At 38.3% G+C, this 19,618-nt stretch carries 15 protein-coding genes; 6 read left to right on the forward strand and 9 right to left on the reverse strand.

Going from position 1 to position 19,618, the window contains the following annotated elements; genetic code table 11:
- Positions 1–7 precede the first annotated feature (7 nt).
- From AC59IL_RS02650 to AC59IL_RS02660, 3 genes are read right to left on the reverse strand one after another with little or no spacing between them, the layout of a single operon-like run.
- Entirely contained in the window at positions 8–3,490 is a 3,483-nt protein-coding gene (locus AC59IL_RS02650; protein WP_496550523.1) for an Eco57I restriction-modification methylase domain-containing protein, read from the reverse strand.
- A 5-nt stretch (positions 3,491–3,495) separates the two neighbouring features.
- The gene (locus AC59IL_RS02655; RefSeq protein WP_496550524.1) at positions 3,496–6,846 is read right to left on the reverse strand and encodes a helicase-related protein; all 3,351 of its coding nucleotides are present in this window, start codon (positions 6,844–6,846) and stop codon (positions 3,496–3,498) included.
- On the reverse strand, positions 6,847–7,146 hold the full coding sequence (locus AC59IL_RS02660; protein ID WP_496550525.1) for a helix-turn-helix domain-containing protein: 300 nt from the start codon (positions 7,144–7,146) through the stop codon (positions 6,847–6,849).
- Between the two features lie 433 nt (positions 7,147–7,579).
- On the opposite strand from AC59IL_RS02660, the gene AC59IL_RS02665 reads away from it, so the two are divergent.
- The gene (locus tag AC59IL_RS02665; protein ID WP_496550526.1) at positions 7,580–7,954 is read left to right on the forward strand and encodes a hypothetical protein; all 375 of its coding nucleotides are present in this window, start codon (positions 7,580–7,582) and stop codon (positions 7,952–7,954) included.
- Positions 7,955–8,110: 156 nt separating this feature from the next.
- A complete protein-coding gene (locus AC59IL_RS02670; RefSeq protein WP_496550527.1) occupies positions 8,111–9,949 on the forward strand; it encodes an ATP-binding protein in 1,839 nt (612 codons plus the stop codon).
- A gap of 641 nt (positions 9,950–10,590) precedes the next feature.
- Here the strand turns inward: AC59IL_RS02670 and AC59IL_RS02675 are convergent.
- The 5 genes from AC59IL_RS02675 to AC59IL_RS02695 form a co-directional block, all read right to left on the reverse strand.
- Positions 10,591–10,749, reverse strand: a complete 159-nt coding sequence (locus tag AC59IL_RS02675) for a hypothetical protein (protein ID WP_496550528.1) — start codon at positions 10,747–10,749, stop codon at positions 10,591–10,593.
- A gap of 42 nt (positions 10,750–10,791) precedes the next feature.
- Positions 10,792–11,355: a hypothetical protein gene (locus AC59IL_RS02680; RefSeq protein ID WP_496550529.1), complete on the reverse strand. Its 564-nt coding sequence runs from the start codon at positions 11,353–11,355 to the stop codon at positions 10,792–10,794.
- A gap of 211 nt (positions 11,356–11,566) precedes the next feature.
- Positions 11,567–12,349 (reverse strand): hypothetical protein, encoded by a 783-nt coding sequence (locus AC59IL_RS02685; protein WP_496550530.1) that lies wholly within the window; start codon positions 12,347–12,349, stop codon positions 11,567–11,569.
- A 121-nt stretch (positions 12,350–12,470) separates the two neighbouring features.
- Positions 12,471–13,319 carry a hypothetical protein gene (locus AC59IL_RS02690; RefSeq protein WP_496550531.1) on the reverse strand — a complete coding sequence of 283 codons (849 nt, stop codon included), beginning with the start codon at positions 13,317–13,319 and terminating at the stop codon, positions 12,471–12,473.
- An 11-nt stretch (positions 13,320–13,330) separates the two neighbouring features.
- Positions 13,331–13,756: a hypothetical protein gene (locus AC59IL_RS02695; RefSeq protein ID WP_496550532.1), complete on the reverse strand. Its 426-nt coding sequence runs from the start codon at positions 13,754–13,756 to the stop codon at positions 13,331–13,333.
- Positions 13,757–14,702: 946 nt separating this feature from the next.
- Between AC59IL_RS02695 and AC59IL_RS02700 the strand changes: the two genes are divergently transcribed.
- The 3 genes from AC59IL_RS02700 to AC59IL_RS02710 all read left to right on the forward strand — a co-directional run bounded on the left by AC59IL_RS02700 (position 14,703) and on the right by AC59IL_RS02710 (position 17,654).
- Entirely contained in the window at positions 14,703–15,380 is a 678-nt protein-coding gene (locus tag AC59IL_RS02700; RefSeq protein ID WP_496550533.1) for a DUF6944 family repetitive protein, read from the forward strand.
- Between the two features lie 213 nt (positions 15,381–15,593).
- Positions 15,594–16,508 carry an alpha/beta fold hydrolase gene (locus AC59IL_RS02705; protein WP_496550534.1) on the forward strand — a complete coding sequence of 305 codons (915 nt, stop codon included), beginning with the start codon at positions 15,594–15,596 and terminating at the stop codon, positions 16,506–16,508.
- Positions 16,509–17,003: 495 nt separating this feature from the next.
- Positions 17,004–17,654 carry a DUF1579 family protein gene (locus AC59IL_RS02710; RefSeq protein WP_496550535.1) on the forward strand — a complete coding sequence of 217 codons (651 nt, stop codon included), beginning with the start codon at positions 17,004–17,006 and terminating at the stop codon, positions 17,652–17,654.
- A gap of 81 nt (positions 17,655–17,735) precedes the next feature.
- On the opposite strand, the gene lepB is transcribed toward AC59IL_RS02710, so the two are convergent.
- On the reverse strand, positions 17,736–18,413 hold the full coding sequence (lepB, locus tag AC59IL_RS02715) for a signal peptidase I (protein WP_496550536.1): 678 nt from the start codon (positions 18,411–18,413) through the stop codon (positions 17,736–17,738).
- A gap of 520 nt (positions 18,414–18,933) precedes the next feature.
- On the opposite strand from lepB, the gene AC59IL_RS02720 reads away from it, so the two are divergent.
- A complete protein-coding gene (locus tag AC59IL_RS02720) occupies positions 18,934–19,527 on the forward strand; it encodes a dihydrofolate reductase family protein (RefSeq protein WP_496550537.1) in 594 nt (197 codons plus the stop codon).
- The last annotated feature ends 91 nt before the right edge of the window (positions 19,528–19,618 follow it).

Below are 19,618 nucleotides of genomic sequence, written 5' to 3' on the forward strand. Positions count from 1 at the left end.
TGCCAGTTTAATTCGATTTTATCAATCCTCTTTCCACATCCCTGTATGCATTTTGTGCAGCTACTTTTTGTGCTTGAGGTACAATTGGGAAAGTGCTAAGAATATATGCAAATTCTTCTTCTGTCAAACCATAAACATGAGCTATGATACCATCAAGCTCTGCCCTTAGTTTACCACGTTCATATTCCTGGGTGGCTGCCTTCTTTTCATTCCATTTACTGCCAATTACATCTTCCCATAATTCAGCGAATTCATCTGTTGTACAAATCAGCCGGGCTGCTCTTTCAGCTATCGAATTATACCACTTGTCCTTTTCGCACAATCTTGGGACTGAAAGTTGATAGACATAAAACATATTACAATGTGAGGTTATTTTTTGCCTCATTACATAATCATTAATAAAACTATTTAGAAAAGCTACTATATTAAGTAAATCTGAATAAGCAATATCATTCTTCGAAACATATAAGGTATTGCCAGTAAATACATTTGGCGGCAATATTGTATTAATCATGGTTCTCTCATTTGTTGGAGAGCTAATATCTCTGTAGGCCAAACGGTATTTTTGATACCCTAATTTTTGCTTTATGTCAGTATCTTTACCGAGAATTGCTTTTCGTCCTTCTTTTGCATCAACCCAAAACTTTGGTTCAGAATATGTATGTGAGAATTGCCAAATCATTTTTCCTTCATACAACGGCAGTGAGTTTTTAATTTTTTGCTTGTTAAACAAATATGCATCATCAGTCATGTTGAATTCTCTTTGATATTCTACATTCCATTTTCCTTCAACTTTATCACTTAAGAAAGGAAAAGCAATAATCTTGTCAGCGATAACAAAATCAATTTCATTTTTCAATTCACTAACAGACAAACTTTCTGGGCTTTGTTTCTTGATAAAGTCTATACTAATACTAGTAGCTCCATAAGTAGGGAAATTATCTAACTCTTCAACATCATGCCGCATGAATGCTGCTGGGAAGCTTTGTGTCTTGCCGCTTTTCTCAAAAGTCAATATTGAAAATTTGAAACTCCGATGTACATTTTCAAATATTTCTTTCCTGTTTTCAAAGGAGAATAAGCCAGTAATTTTTGTTTCTCCAAACAGTAATTCTCTAAGTTTTTTTGAACCTAAGTCAGAATATATTCCGCTCGGAATTACAATGCCACAATACCCACCTTCTTTAAGTAGGTTATAAGATTGTTCTAAGAAAAGTTTGTAAAGGTTGATATCCTTACCATGTCTTTTTCCATTTATGATGGGAACCTGATTTTTATATTGATTTGCAAATCTAAAGTACTGTCTCGTGTGGTTGTAATAGCTATTATACTTTAGGTATTCTTCTTTAATAACTTTATCCTTCATTAAATTTTCTAGTTCCGTACCAAAATCTTTTATGTCCATTTTCTTTAATGTGATAGTGGAGCTGAAATTCATTAGGTACTCCCTAGCGTTTGGTTGAAATGTTTCCCATGGAGGGTTAGTAATTATAGCATCGAAACCACCTTTCTTCCTAAATATTTCAGAAAATTCATACCCCCAATGAAAAGGTTCAAGTGCTTGAATGTCTTTAACTGTTATATTCCGTTTTATAGGTTTGCCCTCTTTGTTTTTCTTTTCATCCCAAGTTGCCTGTTCATATTTTATTCCTAGGCTGCTAAACTCTTGACCAAGTATCAAGTTTAGTGTAGCATTGGCTTCTTCTTCCATTCGGTCAATGCTTTCTTTCTTTATCTCCATATTCCCTTCTAAGCTTTCCATGGATTTAAAGGCTCGTATGGCTGCTTCTTTTTCATTCACCAATTCACGGTAGCTTTTCTTGAAAAGGTCGCCACTTTGGTGCACATTAAATGCATTTTCATCAACTCTCATGAGGCCAATTAATGAGTTGCCGCACATGATATTAAAATCAATATTGGGTAATGGCTCTAACTGTTCTGTAGTTTCAGCACTCGCAACAAGAGCAAGAAACAAACGGAGTTTGGCAATTTCCGTTGCTTCCTCCATCAAGTCCACACCATAGAGATTATTGGTAATGATCTGCTTTTTAATAAAGTAGTTAATACTGGGGTGGTTTTCTTCAATTTTTCTTTTCCACTCCTTCAGTTTCTTATCGCCCAAAAATTCAATCTTACCCAATACGGCAGCATATACATTTATCAAGGTCTTCATAGCAGCCACCAGAAAAGCTCCGGAACCACATGCAGGGTCAAGCAAACTCAGGTTAGATAAAACAGCATTATCACCTACTACCAATTTACGACAAGTTTCCGGATCAAGATTCAACAACAGTTCAGCTATGCTGTCATATTGTTTTGTTGTAAGCTTTTGCTTAAGCTTGTCGGGGATAGGAAGGTTGTCGGGCAATGCTGTTCCGTTTACTTCATCTAGTATTAGTTTATATACGGTTTGTTCGCAGAGATACTCTGTAATTTCTGTTCGGGTATAGTATGCACCAAACGCTTTCTGGTTAATATACTTTTCAAAAATATATCCGAGTACATCGGGGTTCATTTCATTGTCGGCACCACCGGGTGTATCGTCAAGCGTCCAGCTATAGCGGTTAAATAAGCCAAACAAATTATCAAATGCAGTATCAGAGATTTTTATTTTCCCTTCGTACTTGATCTCAATTTTATGATGTAGGAATAAGCCTCCATTCAGGTATCTTATTTTTCCAATCAGCTTATTGGTTTCCTTGTCTCTTTGATTTTCATGTTTTGCAAACCCCTCAAAGAATAGTTTGGTGAGAAACTCGCTATAGAACTTATCCTTCCCGATTTTTGTTCTGGAGTACTCCAGTTTGTTGTTCAGATAATTAGCATCCCCATTATCTAAAAACATTTTCTTTTGCAGAAAATAAATAAACATTAACCTATTCAGGATAACAGAAGCATACCAGCGACGGTCGGCCTCATTATCAATACCTTCAATAAGTTCTAGGAAAATAACATATTCCTGCTGGTAATCCCGGAAGAACTTTTTTACAACCCTTTCAATATCCAGTGCAGATTTTATACGACTAGCCACTTCTGCAATGGCGATATTTCCTTCCTTGTCAAATTCACTAATGTCAACAACTAATGAAGCAATCTTGGCTATAAATCCGTCGCCGGGTTGATGACGGAAAAAGAAATGCTCCCGACTTACCATTTTCTTATCCTGATTCTTTAGCCAGTGCCAGATGCTCTGTTTGCGGTCTTTATCGATAAAAATTAATACATGTTCATAATGTTGCTTTTGAATTTCTTTGGCAACTGCCAATCGCTTTTTGGGTTCAGGCACTTCGCCTCCTGGTGTGGTTATTTCAAAAACAATAGCGCCACTTAATTCTGCAATGGGTTTGCGTGTGATTGTTGTATCTTTTATTATTTCAGTCACAGGTTTGCCAGATGCAGGATTGCTCCAACCTAATTCTTCGATGAAAAGGGTTTTGAAGTCAAATGCCTGTAATGCTTTTCTTGTCCGTTCAATATTTAGATTTGCCATTGTTCTTATAAATTAATTAATCCCATCGAGCAAATTATTTGCGGCTCCCTGGCTTCCTTGTCTTCTTCGCTAATTATACAGAGTTTATCTTCTTCTCTTAAAGTAGATACAAGATTCGATAATATTTCGTCCGGAACTCCCGCTTTTAGCTGTCGGCTTATAATTTCTTTGGCCGTTTCTTTTAATGGATATTTATAAATATCATCAATAGCTCTTTTCAAAGCATCTGTAACAAACAGAGTGTTTTTGAATTCTTCATAATAGCGAATCAGGTGCATATATATGCGATAGCGTACACTACTTTGCTTGCCTAACTGTCCGCCCGTGCTAATTTCAATATCCTTAATATGTTCGAGTCCTTTTTCAACAAGTTTGTGATGTTCCGGTATTTTGAATTGCGGAGTTGTATAAGCATTGCATTGTGCAACCCTGAGAATGGTTAATTGCGATTGAGTAATTACCTCTCCTTTTCTGTTTGCCCATACCAATACATCATTATCATCAGCAGTACGACTATATACAATTACACCTTCATGTTCTTTATCATCGTTGTTTTGTTTGGTGGCATATACTACATTGGGCATTTCCTGAATCAAGTTAATCAGTTTTGGATCGGCATCAGTTGCGTTTTTCCAAATCTGATAAGCATAGGAGGCCAAATCCACTTCTCCATCTTCCTCCTCATCCAATATGCCTGATTGCTCACTGTATAAACCTTCCAATTGAGAACGTACTCTTTGATTGTCAAAAAACACTTCATCTGGAGAGCCAAGCACTTCATCACTTTGCTCTAGCCTGGATTTTAATCGGCTGCGTAAGCGGATAATTCTTTCAATACCATCTTCAGGTAGAAAAGAATAACAGTATATCTTTTCTGCTTTCTGTCCAATCCTGTCCACACGACCTGCTCTTTGAATCAAACGAATAATAGCCCAAGGTAAATCATAGTTTAAAATGATGTGTGCATCCTGCAAATTTTGCCCTTCGCTTAACACATCAGTTGTTATCAGCACTCTTATTTCATCTACTTCTTTTATTTCCTTTCTTTTGTCATTGCTTACAGGACTAAACCGATACGCAAAAGAAGTTGGATCTTCGTTATCGCCAGTAACGCATTCTATTTCCCTAACACCTCTCTTCTTCAACTCGGCATTCAAATATTTCGCAGTATCGGCAAACTGAGTGAAGATTAAAACCTTCTCATTACTATGCTTTTTTGTTATGAGCTTATGTAATGCGTTTAACTGTCGATCTTCTTCTGCACTCCAATCTTTACCTAATTCCAAGATTTTAAGCAAGTCTCTGCTATCATAAATAAGAATTTTTTTAAGGTTATCAGAGAAAAGCTGACTACTAATCCAATCAAAGCGTTTTTTATAGGTTGATGAAAACAATGCATATACTTTATGAGCTTGCTCATAATAAGCTTCTTCGCTAAGCAACAAATTTATTTTCTGTATTTCATCAATTGTATTTTCGATGTCTTGGTCTTCAAGAAAATCATCGAGCATATATGAATCTTGTTTGCCGATTGGGAACGGAAGTTTGTTTTCAATAGCATAAATAAAAATGAAATTTCTAAGAATATGTCGACTGATGGAATGCAGAAAAGAGTAGCCACTACTTTCTAGACGTTTGAAAAGGTTCGTTCTTGCAAAACCCTTTAATCTTGCCCCGGCACGGCCAAGGTTTTGCATGATCACCGATTCTTCTTTTGTTGGTTTTAGTAAAGGCTTTTTATTAATATATTGATCTTGACCCAGCCCATATCGAGGGAGATTCAATTGATTGATAATTTGAACTACATCATCTGCATATAATTTTGCATATTGGTCTTTAGGGTCGTTAGTATCAAAATGATATTCAACTTTTTGGGCCTTTCTTTCCGGGAAATAAGATTTAGTTCCATCAGAAAAAGTAAGAAACTTTCTTCCACTACTTTCGTCTGTTTGCGTATAGTAAGCTTTTATAAAACTCCTTGTACGGCGAACTAAATATAATCTCATTAGTTCTCTCCAATCGTCAGGGAATTCGCTTTTTTCAAAAGCTGGTAAGCTGCGTATTGGCGTTTGATACTTTGCCATAAACTGCACTTTGCCGCCAATACTTTCAATAAAATGTTCAGGGCTTATCCCCAAGTCTTTTTCATCGGGAATAAACAGGCGTAACTGGTTAGACAGGTCAAGAAATGTTTTGTTATATGGAGTTGCTGAAAGCAAAATGACTTTACTATCATTTAGCTGAATATACTCCTGAATTGCTTTAAATCTTTTGCCCTCTCTGTTTCGAAGATTATGGCTTTCATCAATAATAACAACCCTATAACGACGTTCATTAGGCAAAATAGTTTGAACCTGTGTTACTGAGATGATTTTTGCCCTTAATTGGTACTTATGTTTGTAGTCTTCCCACATTTTCACAAGGTTCTTCGGACAAATGATTAAAGTCTCTAAAAGGAAATCATCCTCGAACATTTTAGCTAATGCTGTTGCAGTAATTGTTTTTCCCAAACCAACAACATCACCAATAATTACACCACCCCTCTTGTTTAAGTGATGTGCTGCTACCAATACAGCTTTCTGCTGAAAGTCTAATAATTGCTTTTCAAAAATCTTTGAGACTTTAAATTCAGATAATCCTGCTCTTGCTTCACGTGCTAGATGAAAAGCTATTTTCAAATAGATGTGATAAGGATGAAGCAACTTATCGGCTGCCCAGCTATTGTCAATTATTTCGGCAAGTTCTTCTGAAATATCAAAGCAAAATTTATCATCCCACCTGTCATTAAACCACTTGGATAGTTTAAGATTAGGGTCATGTTCCAGTACATCAATATTTAATTCACCTTGCATTGATAAACCGGAAAGGGTCAGATTACTGCTACCTAAGTAACCTATAATGGGGTTTATTTTGTCATCACGGAAACACAAATAAAGCTTAGCGTGAAGTGGATGACGGAGAAACAATTTAACGACAACTTTTTTTGCTTTTATTTGGGCTGAAAGCCTCTGCAAACCTCTCTCATCATCCTCTGTTGGAATTCCAATTGTAAGCTGGTCTTGAAATTCTTGTGCCAGTTTCTTTTTAAAAACGGCGGCAGATTGTATGTCAATAGCTCCTTGTTCTGCTTTAGAAAAATAACCCTTTAGGGTTTCATAAGGTGGTTTTTGCATTCCAACCAACAAACGACAGCAATTACTTTCTCCACCTTCCCAGTTCTCTATATGATGAGCAACCTGTTTCCAACCACGAAGGTTAAAGTAGCCAACGCAGAAGTCAGCCCGATGGGAAACATCCAATGTATAATTTAAACCTTCGACTAAATGGTTTTCTATATTGTCAAATATTTTCGGCATCTACTTCTTTCCTTTTTTAATTTGTTTTCCTGCTGCTTTCAACCCTTCGTCCAAGTGTTCCAAACTTCCAAAATCCTTGGCTATTTTATCTGCTATAAACCTTGATTGGACTTCTTTTAAGTCGAGCTGCAGAATATCTGCGAGTGGCTTTAAATATTCTGGTGAAGCCGGCCTTTCGCCTCTCTCTACCTTACTGAGTGTCGATTGGTCAATGTCAAGATGTGCAGCCACCTTGCGAAGTGGAAGCTTCTTTTCTTCTCTACTTTTCCTAATGTAGTCACCAAATGATTCGTTACTCATAGACAAAACGCTTTGGACTAATTTGTCAAAAATATGACAATGGGTGATATATTTTACATATTCACCTATTTTATAATAACTGACTATTTAGGCAGTTATCTTGTCCAAAGGAATCTGACAGGGGTAGCGAGGCTACCTTTCTGTGTTTATCCCCCTAGTGATGTTTAGTTGCGAGATAATTGTGAATATCTGGTATATTTTTGCATTTAGTCCTGGTTTGAGATTTTAGCTGATAACTGGGACCATGGCCAGTTATCAAAAAAATTGCTTGAACGAGTACATTTCAGCTATAAACCAATATTCGTTAGCTCCTACATCCCAACCTTATAAATAAGGTAAATTCTTCTCCATAAAACAAGTTTTTGTATTAATTTGATACCAGAGAAGTTATAAACGTTGGATTGTGACTTATTTACACAACAGATAAGAAAATATGAACAGTGCTCTTAAAGATGTCATACAGCTATGTGCCTCAATAGCAACACCCTGTATTGCATTAATAGCAGTTTATTATACAAGAACTCAAGCTCGTACAAACGAAATAAGGAGAAAACAAGAACTGTTTGATCTCCGATATGCGTTCTATCATAAGGCACGTAATATTTATCTTACTTTGGCCAAGGAAAGCAGACTAACAGGTGCAACAGATCTTTTTGATTTAGCAGAAGAAGCAGATTTTTTATTTGGTGATGATGTGTCAAAACATATTCTTAATATTCTTGACCATAGAATTTCTGAGCAAGCTAAGCACGGTATTATTGACGATTGGTTCACAAAACCTTTTAAAAAATACCTTAAATTAAAATAAACTGCGAAACACAATGTGACGTAGCAGCGAAAACGGAAAAGTTACTATGAGTAACTCATTTCCAGGATTTGGGTCGTAAAGGGGGTCCCATTGCAGTAAAATTATTGGCTATCTCTTAGACCTGATAATTTTTTTAAAAAAGCTATCTTAGCTGAAATGAAAGTCAAACTGGGACAAGCTGTTAAGATGTTTTTCGGGAATTCGTCCCTGGAAATGATCTTCTTTGAGGCCATTGCCAACTCCCTTGATGCGGAAGCCACCCAGATCGATATTTCTATCTATATTTCTGCGCTCAACAAGCCGGAAAGTCTTCTGGTGACCATTGTCGATAATGGCGTCGGCTTTACAGATGATCGCTATAAAAAATTCTCTAACTTGTTCGATGTCGAGGAAAGCTCCCATAAGGGCCTTGGGCGGCTAGTTTATCTTTGCTATTTCGACGATATTCGGGTCTCCAGCCATTTCAATGGTACCAAAAAGCGGGAATTCGCCTTCTCTGAACAATTTGACGAGCAGAAATTCACTGTATCAACCGTTCCAAAAACGTCTTCCGGGACAACCTTCCAGATGTCGGGTTATCTGCCTCAAAAGATAGCGAAAAGTGAATACCTACAGCCCTTGAAGCTGAAAAACCGAATTCTGGAGGAATTCTACTCCAGATTGTTGCAGCTGAAAAACGAAAATCAGCCCTTCGCGATCAATCTTAACTCCAAAATTGAAGGACGTACCTTAACTGCGTCCCTTACCAAAAAAGATATTCCACCGTTTACTACCGTAGAGGTGGACAGCTCCATTGCTCTTTTTGAGAAATTCTTCCTGCGTTACTCCATTCAAGAAGTGCCACCCAATGAGACTGCCCTAATTGCAGCTATCTCAGTAGACAACCGAACCATGCAGGTAGACCTTATCGCCGAAGAAAATATTCCCTTGGGCTACAAAATGGTCTTCCTCCTCTTTTCCGATTATTTTACTGGCAAGGTTGACATCGCCCGACAAAATCTGACGCTAACTAAAGCCGAGTTAAAGGACATCCAAGTCTTATTCAGGAAGGAGGTGGCCCGGATCATCGAGGAGAACATCCCCCAAATTAAAAAGCGAAACAAAGAAACGAGGGACGAACTCCTCACAACTTACCCCCATCTGACGGGGTATTTCGATTCAGACAATGTCGGATATATCGCCAGGGGGGACATCCTGAAAAAGGCCCAAGACGAGTTCTTCAAAGCGCAGCGGGAACTGCTGGACGCTCAAGACCTCACCGAGGAGGATTTTAAAAAGTCTTTGGATATTTCTGCTCGGGCGCTGACAGAATACATCTTGTTCCGGCAACTGACCATCCGGAGCCTGAAGAACATTACCGATGCCAACAGTGAAGCGGAGCTGCACAAGCTTTTTGCTGCCATGGGTAAAGACGGGAAGTTCGAGAAAAAAAATGCGGCCAAAGACCTGTATCGCAATAACTCATGGCTGCTGGATGATAAATATATGACTTACGAGACCGTCCTCAGCAACCGGGAGATGGGGGAACTAATCCAGTTCATTACAAGCGAGGAGACGCCCCGGGATGACGACCGGACCGATATTGCCCTAGTCTTTTCCAGCAACCCTAAGGATAAGAAACCCTTCGATGTGGTCATCGTCGAGCTGAAGAAAAAGGGCGTCTCATTGGAGGAAAATATGGTCATCGAAACGCAGCTGAAAAAGCGCGCCCGAAAGCTCATGCAGTATTTCGACAATCACATCCAGCGTATCTGGTACTACGGGATTATTGAATTTACAGAGGAAGTGGAACTGGCGCTTTCAGGAGAATACACCGCCCTCTATTCTTCTGGCAAAATGTATTACAAGGAAACGACTGTAGCCCTGTCCTTAAATCCCAAGAACACTATTCCTATTGGCATCTTTATTTGGGATTTGGACGCTGTAATCGGCGATGCGGAGAACAGAAATGCCGCCTTCCTCAACCTAATTAAAAGCCGCTTTACGGAAAAGTAAGTGCCATAAGTGGTACATATTTGGATTGATCAATTAAATTTTCTTTTATGTAGTTATTTATTGAGTTGAAACAAGCAGTGAGGGATGCGAGCCTCTTATTGAGCGAAAACTAACTTAATAATAAAGGACTGAGAAGAACTCGAAATAGGGTTAGAAAAGTTAGAATATAAGAAAGCGCTCAAATCCACTTCAATACAACCATAACCAGGAATTCTTAGCGCCATAATTTTTGTATCAACCTCAATTATCTTATATATTTGTAAAGACAGGCAGAAACTGTTAAAAAGTGTGCGAAACAGGCACACTAACGGGCACGTAAATAGGCTCTTTAAATTTTTGTGACACACCTTTGACACACCAGGGTTTAAATAATTGATATCCAGGACTTAAGGATTCCTGTTCCGGGCACGAAAAAAGAAAAAGCCTCAAGTTGTTGAACTTGAGGCTTTTTTAGTTAGAAAAATATTCCTGTTTAGACAATCAAAAATTCAAATCATTGGCTCCGAATAATTTAGGTGGTTCGATTCTTGAGTCGGGGTTTTAAAGCCTATAAGGTGATGCACAACGGTCGAGACTTGCCGCAGGGCTGGTATTTTGCAAATACTTTTGTTGGCAGCAGGTAAGTTGAAATTGAGTTCCGCCTATCTTTTTAGATTGTCGATTCTATCTATTAAATCTTTTACTGCTTGTTGCCACTCTGTCGAACCAAGTGTTGCTGCCGTTTCTAACAATAGTTTCTTTTGATTTTCTTCGTCGTAATTTTTTAAGATATATAAAATCTTTTTCATATCATCGTTCATAATTTCAAATTTGTAGTGTTATAGTATAATCCAAAAATATTATTAAGCAGTAGTATTAGATCTCCAAAATAGAAGGTCAAGATGAACTCGTGCAATTCGCTTTCTGTCAGCAATATCTTTTGCTTTTGTCTGGTAGTTGTCGCTTATTGTTAAAGTTAAGCTTTTAATGCTTTTCCACTTAAGAAACGGGGCTTTAAAATTTTCAATAATTCCTTCTGCTACGTCTTTATCAAGTGGAACCTCTAAATACTCAATGGCTTTATTAAGCTCATTAAATTCAGTTGGAAGATTGAAATAGTCTGCTAAAAACTTATTGTAAATGAGTTCACGAAAGAATAAGTTCAAAGATTTTCGAGCAGCTCCCCAACTTTTCCCTTCCTCGGGATAACGTCCCAAAAGTATGTCTGTGTGGTCATTCAAAAACTGACGAAACTTTGTCTCATTTGTGAAGGTGTTGAAGAAAGTTTTTAGATCAATCTGGTCTTCCAAATATTCTCTGGAGATTTTAACTAATCCTCCAATTCCTTGATTTCGTAAAGCTGATGAACCGATAGTAGTTTGTGCAAGTCTCCGATGTACTTTTTTGATAAAATCTTTTTTGTTCATAAATTATTTAGCTGTCGGTAAACGTTTAGGGTTTGCTTGATGCCAACGTTCAGGGCTTGCTGCTGTTCCTGGTATTTTATAACGTCCAGCCCGAAACTAAAGCCCAATAGAATTCGGTCAGCCCGGACCACTGCTGATAGCGAACAAAAAGATGTGGATATGTTGGTCTGCCAGCATAGCAGCAAATCCCGTGTTGGGGTGAAGGTTTATTTTAATTGCCATATAATACCCAATTCAATTTTACATGGTTTTCAGATTGATATTTTTTTATTTTTTCGAAGATTGTTTTCCTATGCCCTGAGCCAAGTAATAACACTGCTTGATTGTATGCTATTTTTTCGCTGTAATTGTATATTTTCTTGATTATTTCATCCTCCCGGTTATGTTGTTCTTCATAAAACAATTGGTGTATTCGAGATAGTTGATGTTTATTTGTTTGAAATTCTATTAGGCTTTTCTCTAAGGACTTCTTTTTTTCGATCAATTCCTCGTTTTTATTGCTATTTAGGAAACAATAACCTTCTTGAAAAGCCAATTTCTTTTGATCTTCTTCTAATTTTGAATAAGCAGTATACTTTCTTACTGTATCAAACATGTAATTAATTTCGTTCATAGATAAAGTGTCACTTACATTAATGTCAACTGGAATGTGGCTTGTGGTGTGATCTTTTATGTACCTCTTGACTGATTTTATTTCGGGAGGTTCGTGTGGGATTTTATTTTCCTTGTAAAACTTATCGAATAGGTCTTGCGTTAATTCCTCAAATATCACATCAGGTCTAAGTGATTCAATGATTATATATAATTCATCAGAATTACATTTCCCAAACTCAGAGTGATGTGTGCAAACCAAAGTGATATTATACATAAGGTAGCAATAGAAAAAATGCATTATGATATTGATTGCGGCCAAAAACATTCGTCCAACGCACAGGGCTTGCTGCTGTACCGCTATTTTATAACGTCCAGCCCAGAACAGAAGCCCAATAGACATTACTTATGATGAAGATAGGAACTAAAGCCTAATAGAATAAGGTCTGACCGAACTGCTGCTGATAGCGAACAAAAAGATAGGGATTTATTTATTCGTCAGCCAGCAAAGTAACAAACCCATGTTAGCGGCTGTTATTATCTCCTTTTTGAACGAATTCGTTCCATAGTTTTTCACGTCCTTGGCTAATCTTTTTTGTCACATTATTAATCCAAGATTCTATTGCAGCTAAATATTGTTCAATGTATTCTACTCTAATCAGGTCTGGCAAAAATTTAATTTCTGAGCCGTCTTCATCATGATAAGATGCAACTAATGGAATGTAATTTTCTCCTTCGAGGATGGCTGCCCCATTCTTATCCAGAGTAACCTTCACTAAAATACCATCGAGTATTATCACTGGCAAGTAAAACTCTAATGTGATTTTGTCATTGAATTTAAAGTCAAGACCGTTTTTGTTGTAGTATGAATCATTTTCTTTTAAGTCTTTTAAATAGTATGTCGCCTTTGAGCAGCTGATTATCGCTTCGTAAATCTTAGATTCCTCACTGTATTTTTTAAAAGCTTCATAATAATTTCTTCCTCTGAAAGGAATTCTTTTTCGGAGATAGCCGTCAAACTCTTCATCCAAAAGCTGAAAAGTAAAATTATCCCTTCTTACAAGACGATAGCTTACATCTTCAAAGCTGTACTTTTCTTTTGGTGTACAGAAAACCACCCACGGTTTTTCAGATTTTTTAGACTCGATTACTATATTGATTGTAACAGAAACGAATTCATTATTGTCACACTTGCCATGATAGGAGGCTACTATGTCAACTTCTCTTGATTTTTTTGTTTTTGTGTCCAGATAAGCCTGATTATATTTGACGTCCCACTTGCATTTTTTACAAATTTCTCCTATTCGGAGTTCAGTTAAGTATCCGTTTTGGTTGATGTCTTGCAATATTTTGTTTTTTAGAGCCTCGTCCATTGTCATTTGTATTAGTCGGGTTGGTCAAAGAAACCACGGTTTTGATATCTGCTTAGTGTCTTATTTATTTGCTCTTCCGTTGATGTTTCCTGTCCTGTCAATGTCATGATGCCATAAATAATAATCATAGAAGCTTTCCCCGTCTCAATTAATACATCAAAAGTCGAATTGTCGTCCAACGTAAGGAGCCCTAATGTAATAGGTTTTCCTTTATAGCCTTTGAAGTCATTCCACGTCCACTTAGCTACATTGTTTGCAAGAGCTTGTTTTATGTCACCGTTAATATTTGAAATGATTTTCTTTGTTGTTAGTAATGTCCAATTATTATGGTCGACTTGGGTCAATGCAATTGGAAGTTCATTTTCCTGATGAGTAAAAGTAGAAGATATTTTTTCGTCAATATCAGAAAATGACTGTGACTCAAATATTTTTGTCAATGGATAGTTGATAGGTTTAATTGTGTGTCGCTTGATTGATGCGATACATATCCGTCTTATTGATTCGTCAGTCTTTTGCATGGTCCGTCAAAATATAGCAGCCAACATTTAAACATATGCCGTTAACCGGCCTTAACCTAAAAATATCGTTTTGGGCTTTTGAGATGAAGATGCGTGTTTTGCACACAGCTTCGCCACGTCAGTCACAGCATGGCAGCTAATCAAAACCTATGGAATACTACAAGAGTAGAGATGTTTCCCTAACGATCTCCTGGCACCGAGATTACTAAAATTTGATGAAATAACCGAAGATGTTTTCTTCCTTTTTAGTTGTTACCTGAAATTGAAGAATTTGAGTATCCCTGGAAACAGCCTGAAAAATTATATAACGGAGCGTTTATAATATTGATATTCAAATATTTATTAACATTTCTGAATTGGTAACCCCAAATTTTCCCTTTTTTCTTGTCCCGCCACTCCGCGAGTTGGTAGGGAAGGCGGATAAAGGTGGAGTTGCCCCCGCTCATACCTTGAAGATCGAAGTAAGGTTAACAGTCCTTAGCTGAAATGTTACATTCATTCCGTTTTGACTATTAAGGTTTTAAGCTTAAAAATAAGAGTCAAATCCTCCATCTCCTGGTTCGATAATTCTCTTAAGTGGGGCACTTATACAGCCTCGTAGTCATTGACTGCGAGGCTGTTTTCGTTTATACCCTCGTCATTTCGTGTCGGTTTTTCACGCTTTTTCCGGATCAGGTTGAAAAGTTGGGGGCTTCTCCTGCCTGTTTTTTCACATTGCAGGTTGAGTTACACCCATCACCTGCTGTTTTTTTTCATGCTGCCGGCAGCTTTGTATCAATAACCTGCCAGGCTTTTATTCCACCAGTGGAGTGATAGCCTTAGCCTGTCGTTTTTTTCATTCCACACATGAATTGTACCCTTCAACATGCCATACAATGGCTATTACCCGGCAGGTGGCGCCATTGACCCGGTTGGCGGTACCCTCATCCCGATTGGTAATACCCTTTACCTGGCTGGCAGTAGCATTAATCCGGTTGGAAGTGTTATTAACCTGGTTGGATGTGTCATTAATTCGGCTGGAAATGTCATTAAACTGGTTGGCGATCTCATTAATCCGGTTGGAAGTATCATTGAACTGGCTGGCGATATCATTAATCCGGTTGGAAGTGTCATTAACCTGGTTGGAGGTGTCATTAATCCGGCTGGAAATGTCATTAAACTGGTTGGCGATATCATTAATCCGGTTGGAAGTATCATTGAACTGGTTGGCGATATCATTAATCCGGTTGGAAGTGTCATTAACCTGGTTGGAGGTGTCATTAATCCGACTGGAAATGTCATTAAACTGGTTGGCGATCTCATTAATCCGGTTGGAAGTATCATTGAACTGGTTGGCGATATCATTAATCCGGTTGGAAGTGTCATTAACCTGGTTGGAGGTGTCATTAATCCGGCTAGAAATATCATTAAACTGGTTGGCGATATCATTAATCCGGTTGGAAGTATCACTAACCTGGATATCCCAAAGGATCTGCCATGTAATAAAAGAGGACTAACTATTCCCCAACAATTTGACCTGATCCCTTTTTCCCGCCTTTTATGACACATAAATGAAACATGATATGACACACGAAAATTTCTTGCGTGATTATCAGCAATGGTTCCAGCATGACATTATAAATTTAGTTTATAGTCGTTACCTTCAACTTCAGTAACAATTTTCAGCTTTTGTTCCGGGCAATGAAATCCAGCCCATCGCCAAACATTGAACGTTGTGTGCAATCTTAGACCGATATTCTGAAATAAATGAGTTGATATGGGGACATTAAAACATATTAATGCGGGAGACCTTTGCATTGCTTATGAACAAAGTGGAAATGTTGATGGAACGACCATTATACTTCTGCACGGATTTCCATACGACGTAAGAGCTTACGATGAAGTAACAAAACATCTGCTGATTGAAAACTGTCGGATTATCGTTCCATACTTACGTGGGTTCGGACCGACAAAATTCCTATCTCCTGATACTATCCGTTCTGGTCAGCAAGCTGCATTAGCCAATGACTTAATTGCATTAATGGATGCGTTATCTATACAAAAAGCAATTGTGGGTGGGTATGATTGGGGCGGACGGGCTTGTTGCATTGTTTCTGCACTTTTTCCCGAACGTATTATTGGACTTGTATCGATGGCGGGATATAACATTCAAAACATAGCAAAATATTCAGAACCAGTTGCACCGGAAATTGAAATGCTAAATTGGTATCAATTCTACTTCCATAGCGAACGCGGACGTCTGGGATTAACAAAATACCGGAAAGAACTGTGCAGGCTATTATGGCGCAACTGGTCTCCAACCTGGAAATTTGATGACGACACTTTTGAAGCAACAGCAGTTTCATTCAACAATCCCGATTTTGTGGAAGTAGTAGTGCATTCATACAGGCATCGATATGGATTAGCAAATGGCGACCCTAAATTTGAAACGATAGAACAGTCGCTGCAAAAACAGCCAACAATAAAAGTGCCCGCTATAATATTAGATGCAGAAGCCGACGGTGTTGAACCGTTTTCGGGAACGGGTAAAGATGCCGGTTATTTTGAAGGCGGTTATGAAAGAAGAGTTACTAAAGGAATAGGACATAATCTGCCTCAAGAGGCGCCTGCCGAATTTGCCAGGGCGATTTTGGCATTTGTTAGGTTATGCACACATGAGTATTTGCGATAGCAGGGCTGGGCTTTATGGAATGGCAGGGGCAAAGACTGTTCCTGTGGAATGGTTGAAAGGCAGCCACTTTCCTGACTATTTCATTCCCGGTCTTATTCTTTTTGTATGGATGCAGCCCACCATCGCAGTTGCGGCTATCTTAATTCTGTTATTAACGCTTCAACTTCCAATAACACTAAACAATTGAAAAATCGCAAAAGCGCTTTTTCGCGTTTACGGATACGTGTCTGTTTAGGAATAAAAAGGAAAATTGTTTTGCCAAAAAATTTCGTATATTTTCAAGTTGGGCAACAAGGTTGAACTTTGGTAGCCTAATGGTAGGCGTCCCCGGAAACAATTATTGAATGGATTAAAGACGGGATCATATTTCCAGAGGATGGATGGATAGTTGAGTGTTAATTTTTAAATGTTTCTTTAGCTGCTGTATCAGTAGGCAATAAAAACGGGGAAGATGAAAACCGAAGCGGGAAATTACCATTAAAAGTAAAAATGAAAATGAAAAAATTAATCACATTTATTGTTTTATCAACACTTATTACAATCCCGACATTTGCACAAAACACAAAAGACTCATCATCAAACGGAGATGATACCTTTAATCAAATGATTGACTATTCCAGACCGGGCAAATATCATCAGTTACTTGCCAATCTGGTAGGCACATGGACCTGGAAAGGCAGTCGGTTTTCAGAAAATCCCAATCCCGATTCAAACAAAGTAGTAGTGAAATTTTCCGGTACTTTGGCAAGGAAATCATTTGCAAACGGTCGTTTCTTTATTGTAGAACAAACCAGCGGGAAATCACAGAAATTACAAAGCCCCATACAGGATGGCAAAATGATAGAAGATAATTACAAAAGCATTGCCACCGAAGGCTACGACAATGTGAAGAAGAAATTCGTGCTCACCATTATTAATAATCACATTGGCAGCGACATATCTTTATCGGAAGGCAATTACGATTCAACGACAAAAACGATAACTTTTAACTCGGAAGAAGAACTTGTCCCCGGAATGAAGATAAAAACGCAGGAGCGCTTCATTATCCTGGGTAAGGATCACTACAGGTTAGCATATTATGATGAACAAAACGGGATATATATAAAAAACACTGAAATAGATTGCACCCGAATTAAAGGAAAATAAATCATTTATTAAAGGCAAAGCAACCTCTTCTATGAATCAGGCTTTAAGTCATAAGCATGCATGCTATTGCAAATACCCTTGTTACTGCCTCCAAAAAACTGTTGAGGAAAAATCCCTTTTATCTATAAATCCTTTATACCTTGAGTCCCATGCATTGTGTCTGTTATCTCCTAAAACAAAATATGCATTATCCGGGACTTTAACTGGTCCAAAATTATCGGAATTCCAATCTTTATGAAATACTTTACTTATAGTTGAATCCTTATATGATTGCAAAAGAATTTGTCGTTTTGCCTGTAAGTTATTTTCTTTTGCAAAATCATCTGGCAAGGGAACGGAAAAAGAGTCTGCAGACAATGTTAGTACAAAACCATCCACGTTAAGTAAGGATTTTATATTTTCAAGCTCATTTTGTGTAACAATGTAAGTGTGACTCAATTTTAAATCGTTATCAATGTTTTTATCATTAATGAATAATATACCTTTTTTTATTTCAACAATGTCACCTGGCAAGCCACACAATCTATAAATATTAAGCTGTCTACCGTATGGTGGCATTTCACCCATAAACCAAATAAAATCTAATCTTTTTGGAGTGATAAACCTTGAGCCCAGCATACTGCTATTTAATTTTATTGAAGGTTCATTTGCGATAGTTGGGGCTTTGTAGTATTGAAAAACATTTGCTAATCTACCAATTGTCCAAAGTCCAAATACAATCCCTATAAATATTAAAATAAATTTTAAGGTCTTTTTCATTCAGCAGAGTTTTTTAATTGTACACAACGTTTCAGGTATTGCCGAAGGCAAGGACCTGGCATACCCGAAGTTGAATATGGATTTATAGTTTACAGATTGTTCTTCAGCTCCATAGTATTGCGTCCGTCCTGCTTTTGGCAATACCATGTTAAGCGATTTTATTCATCCCTCAAAAATTTGCCTTGATCCATAAAACGGAGACGAATATCCCATAACCGTTTTTTCCTGAACGAAATGGATGATGTAAAGAGCTTTTGTTTATCAAAGTTATCTCAATTATCTCGCACAAGCATGGCCTTTTATTTAAAGCCTTTCTTACTTTAATTGCCTTTATTAAATAAGTGTTTTAACGGTTGAAATATTAAGCCCTGGAAACTACATTGTGTCAATTATTTCAAACAAATGGTTGACGAAATAATTGTCTATTCCCGGATTGGCATGATCTCCCCCCTGGATTGTCGTTTTACCCCCCCGTGAGTTCGGAAAGGGCGCGGTACATTTGGGAAACAAATCTTTAATTATGCGAAAGTTGATGATGAAGATGTCGATCTCGGTCGACGGTTTCGTAAGCACCGCCAATGGCGAGAACGATTGGATCTTCAAGACCGGAGACGAGGAGTCAAAGGCCTCGGTTGTAGGGTTATTCCAGACGGCAGGACTGCATATCATGGGCAGAAAGTCGTTTGAGGTTATGGCCCCTTACTGGCCAACTGCGACCGGGCCTTTTGCCGCGCCGATGAATGAGATCCCCAAGGCCCTCTTTACCAAAAAAGGATTTAAGGGCAACGATCCGGGGCATACGACAACTGCGGAGCAATCGCCCGCTGCGGCTTCCTGGACCGAGGCGCGGGTCTTCGACGGCGATCTTGCCGAAGGGATCATCGAACTCAAAGCCGGGCCGGGGAAACCGATCTTAGCACATGGCGGCGCGGGATTTATGCGGAGCCTTATGGCAACGGGTCTCATCGATGAATACCACCTGTTTATCCATCCCGTCGCATTGGGTTCGGGGTTGCCAATTTTCACCGGTCTTGCAATACCGCTTTACCTGAAGTTGGTAGATGTAAAGGCTTTCCCGGGAGGAGTCGTAGCACACACTTACCACCGCATATAAGGTTTATATTTAGATAAATAAACCGCCATTCCTCGTTTTTCTTCTCGCTGCGCTGCTACTGCTGTCCTCCGCCCCAAGCTTCGCACAACCC

Source organism: Niastella sp. sgz303648 (assembly GCF_059587045.1).

What these genes read in the sequence shown, in the direction of transcription:
- AC59IL_RS02690 (WP_496550531.1), bottom strand. Translation starts at nt 13,319, where the DNA reads ATGGACGAGGCTCTAAAAAACAAAATATTGCAAGACATCAACCAAAAC.
- lepB (WP_496550536.1), bottom strand. Translation starts at nt 18,413, where the DNA reads ATGAAAAAGACCTTAAAATTTATTTTAATATTTATAGGGATTGTATTT.
- AC59IL_RS02700 (WP_496550533.1), top strand. Translation starts at nt 14,703, where the DNA reads ATGCCATACAATGGCTATTACCCGGCAGGTGGCGCCATTGACCCGGTT.
- AC59IL_RS02685 (WP_496550530.1), bottom strand. Translation starts at nt 12,349, where the DNA reads ATGTCTATTGGGCTTCTGTTCTGGGCTGGACGTTATAAAATAGCGGTA.
- AC59IL_RS02680 (WP_496550529.1), bottom strand. Translation starts at nt 11,355, where the DNA reads ATGAACAAAAAAGATTTTATCAAAAAAGTACATCGGAGACTTGCACAA.
- AC59IL_RS02705 (WP_496550534.1), top strand. Translation starts at nt 15,594, where the DNA reads ATGGGGACATTAAAACATATTAATGCGGGAGACCTTTGCATTGCTTAT.
- AC59IL_RS02710 (WP_496550535.1), top strand. Translation starts at nt 17,004, where the DNA reads ATGAAAAAATTAATCACATTTATTGTTTTATCAACACTTATTACAATC.
- AC59IL_RS02665 (WP_496550526.1), top strand. Translation starts at nt 7,580, where the DNA reads ATGAACAGTGCTCTTAAAGATGTCATACAGCTATGTGCCTCAATAGCA.
- AC59IL_RS02675 (WP_496550528.1), bottom strand. Translation starts at nt 10,749, where the DNA reads ATGAACGATGATATGAAAAAGATTTTATATATCTTAAAAAATTACGAC.
- AC59IL_RS02720 (WP_496550537.1), top strand. Translation starts at nt 18,934, where the DNA reads ATGCGAAAGTTGATGATGAAGATGTCGATCTCGGTCGACGGTTTCGTA.
- AC59IL_RS02655 (WP_496550524.1), bottom strand. Translation starts at nt 6,846, where the DNA reads ATGCCGAAAATATTTGACAATATAGAAAACCATTTAGTCGAAGGTTTA.
- AC59IL_RS02670 (WP_496550527.1), top strand. Translation starts at nt 8,111, where the DNA reads ATGAAAGTCAAACTGGGACAAGCTGTTAAGATGTTTTTCGGGAATTCG.
- AC59IL_RS02650 (WP_496550523.1), bottom strand. Translation starts at nt 3,490, where the DNA reads ATGGCAAATCTAAATATTGAACGGACAAGAAAAGCATTACAGGCATTT.
- AC59IL_RS02660 (WP_496550525.1), bottom strand. Translation starts at nt 7,146, where the DNA reads ATGAGTAACGAATCATTTGGTGACTACATTAGGAAAAGTAGAGAAGAA.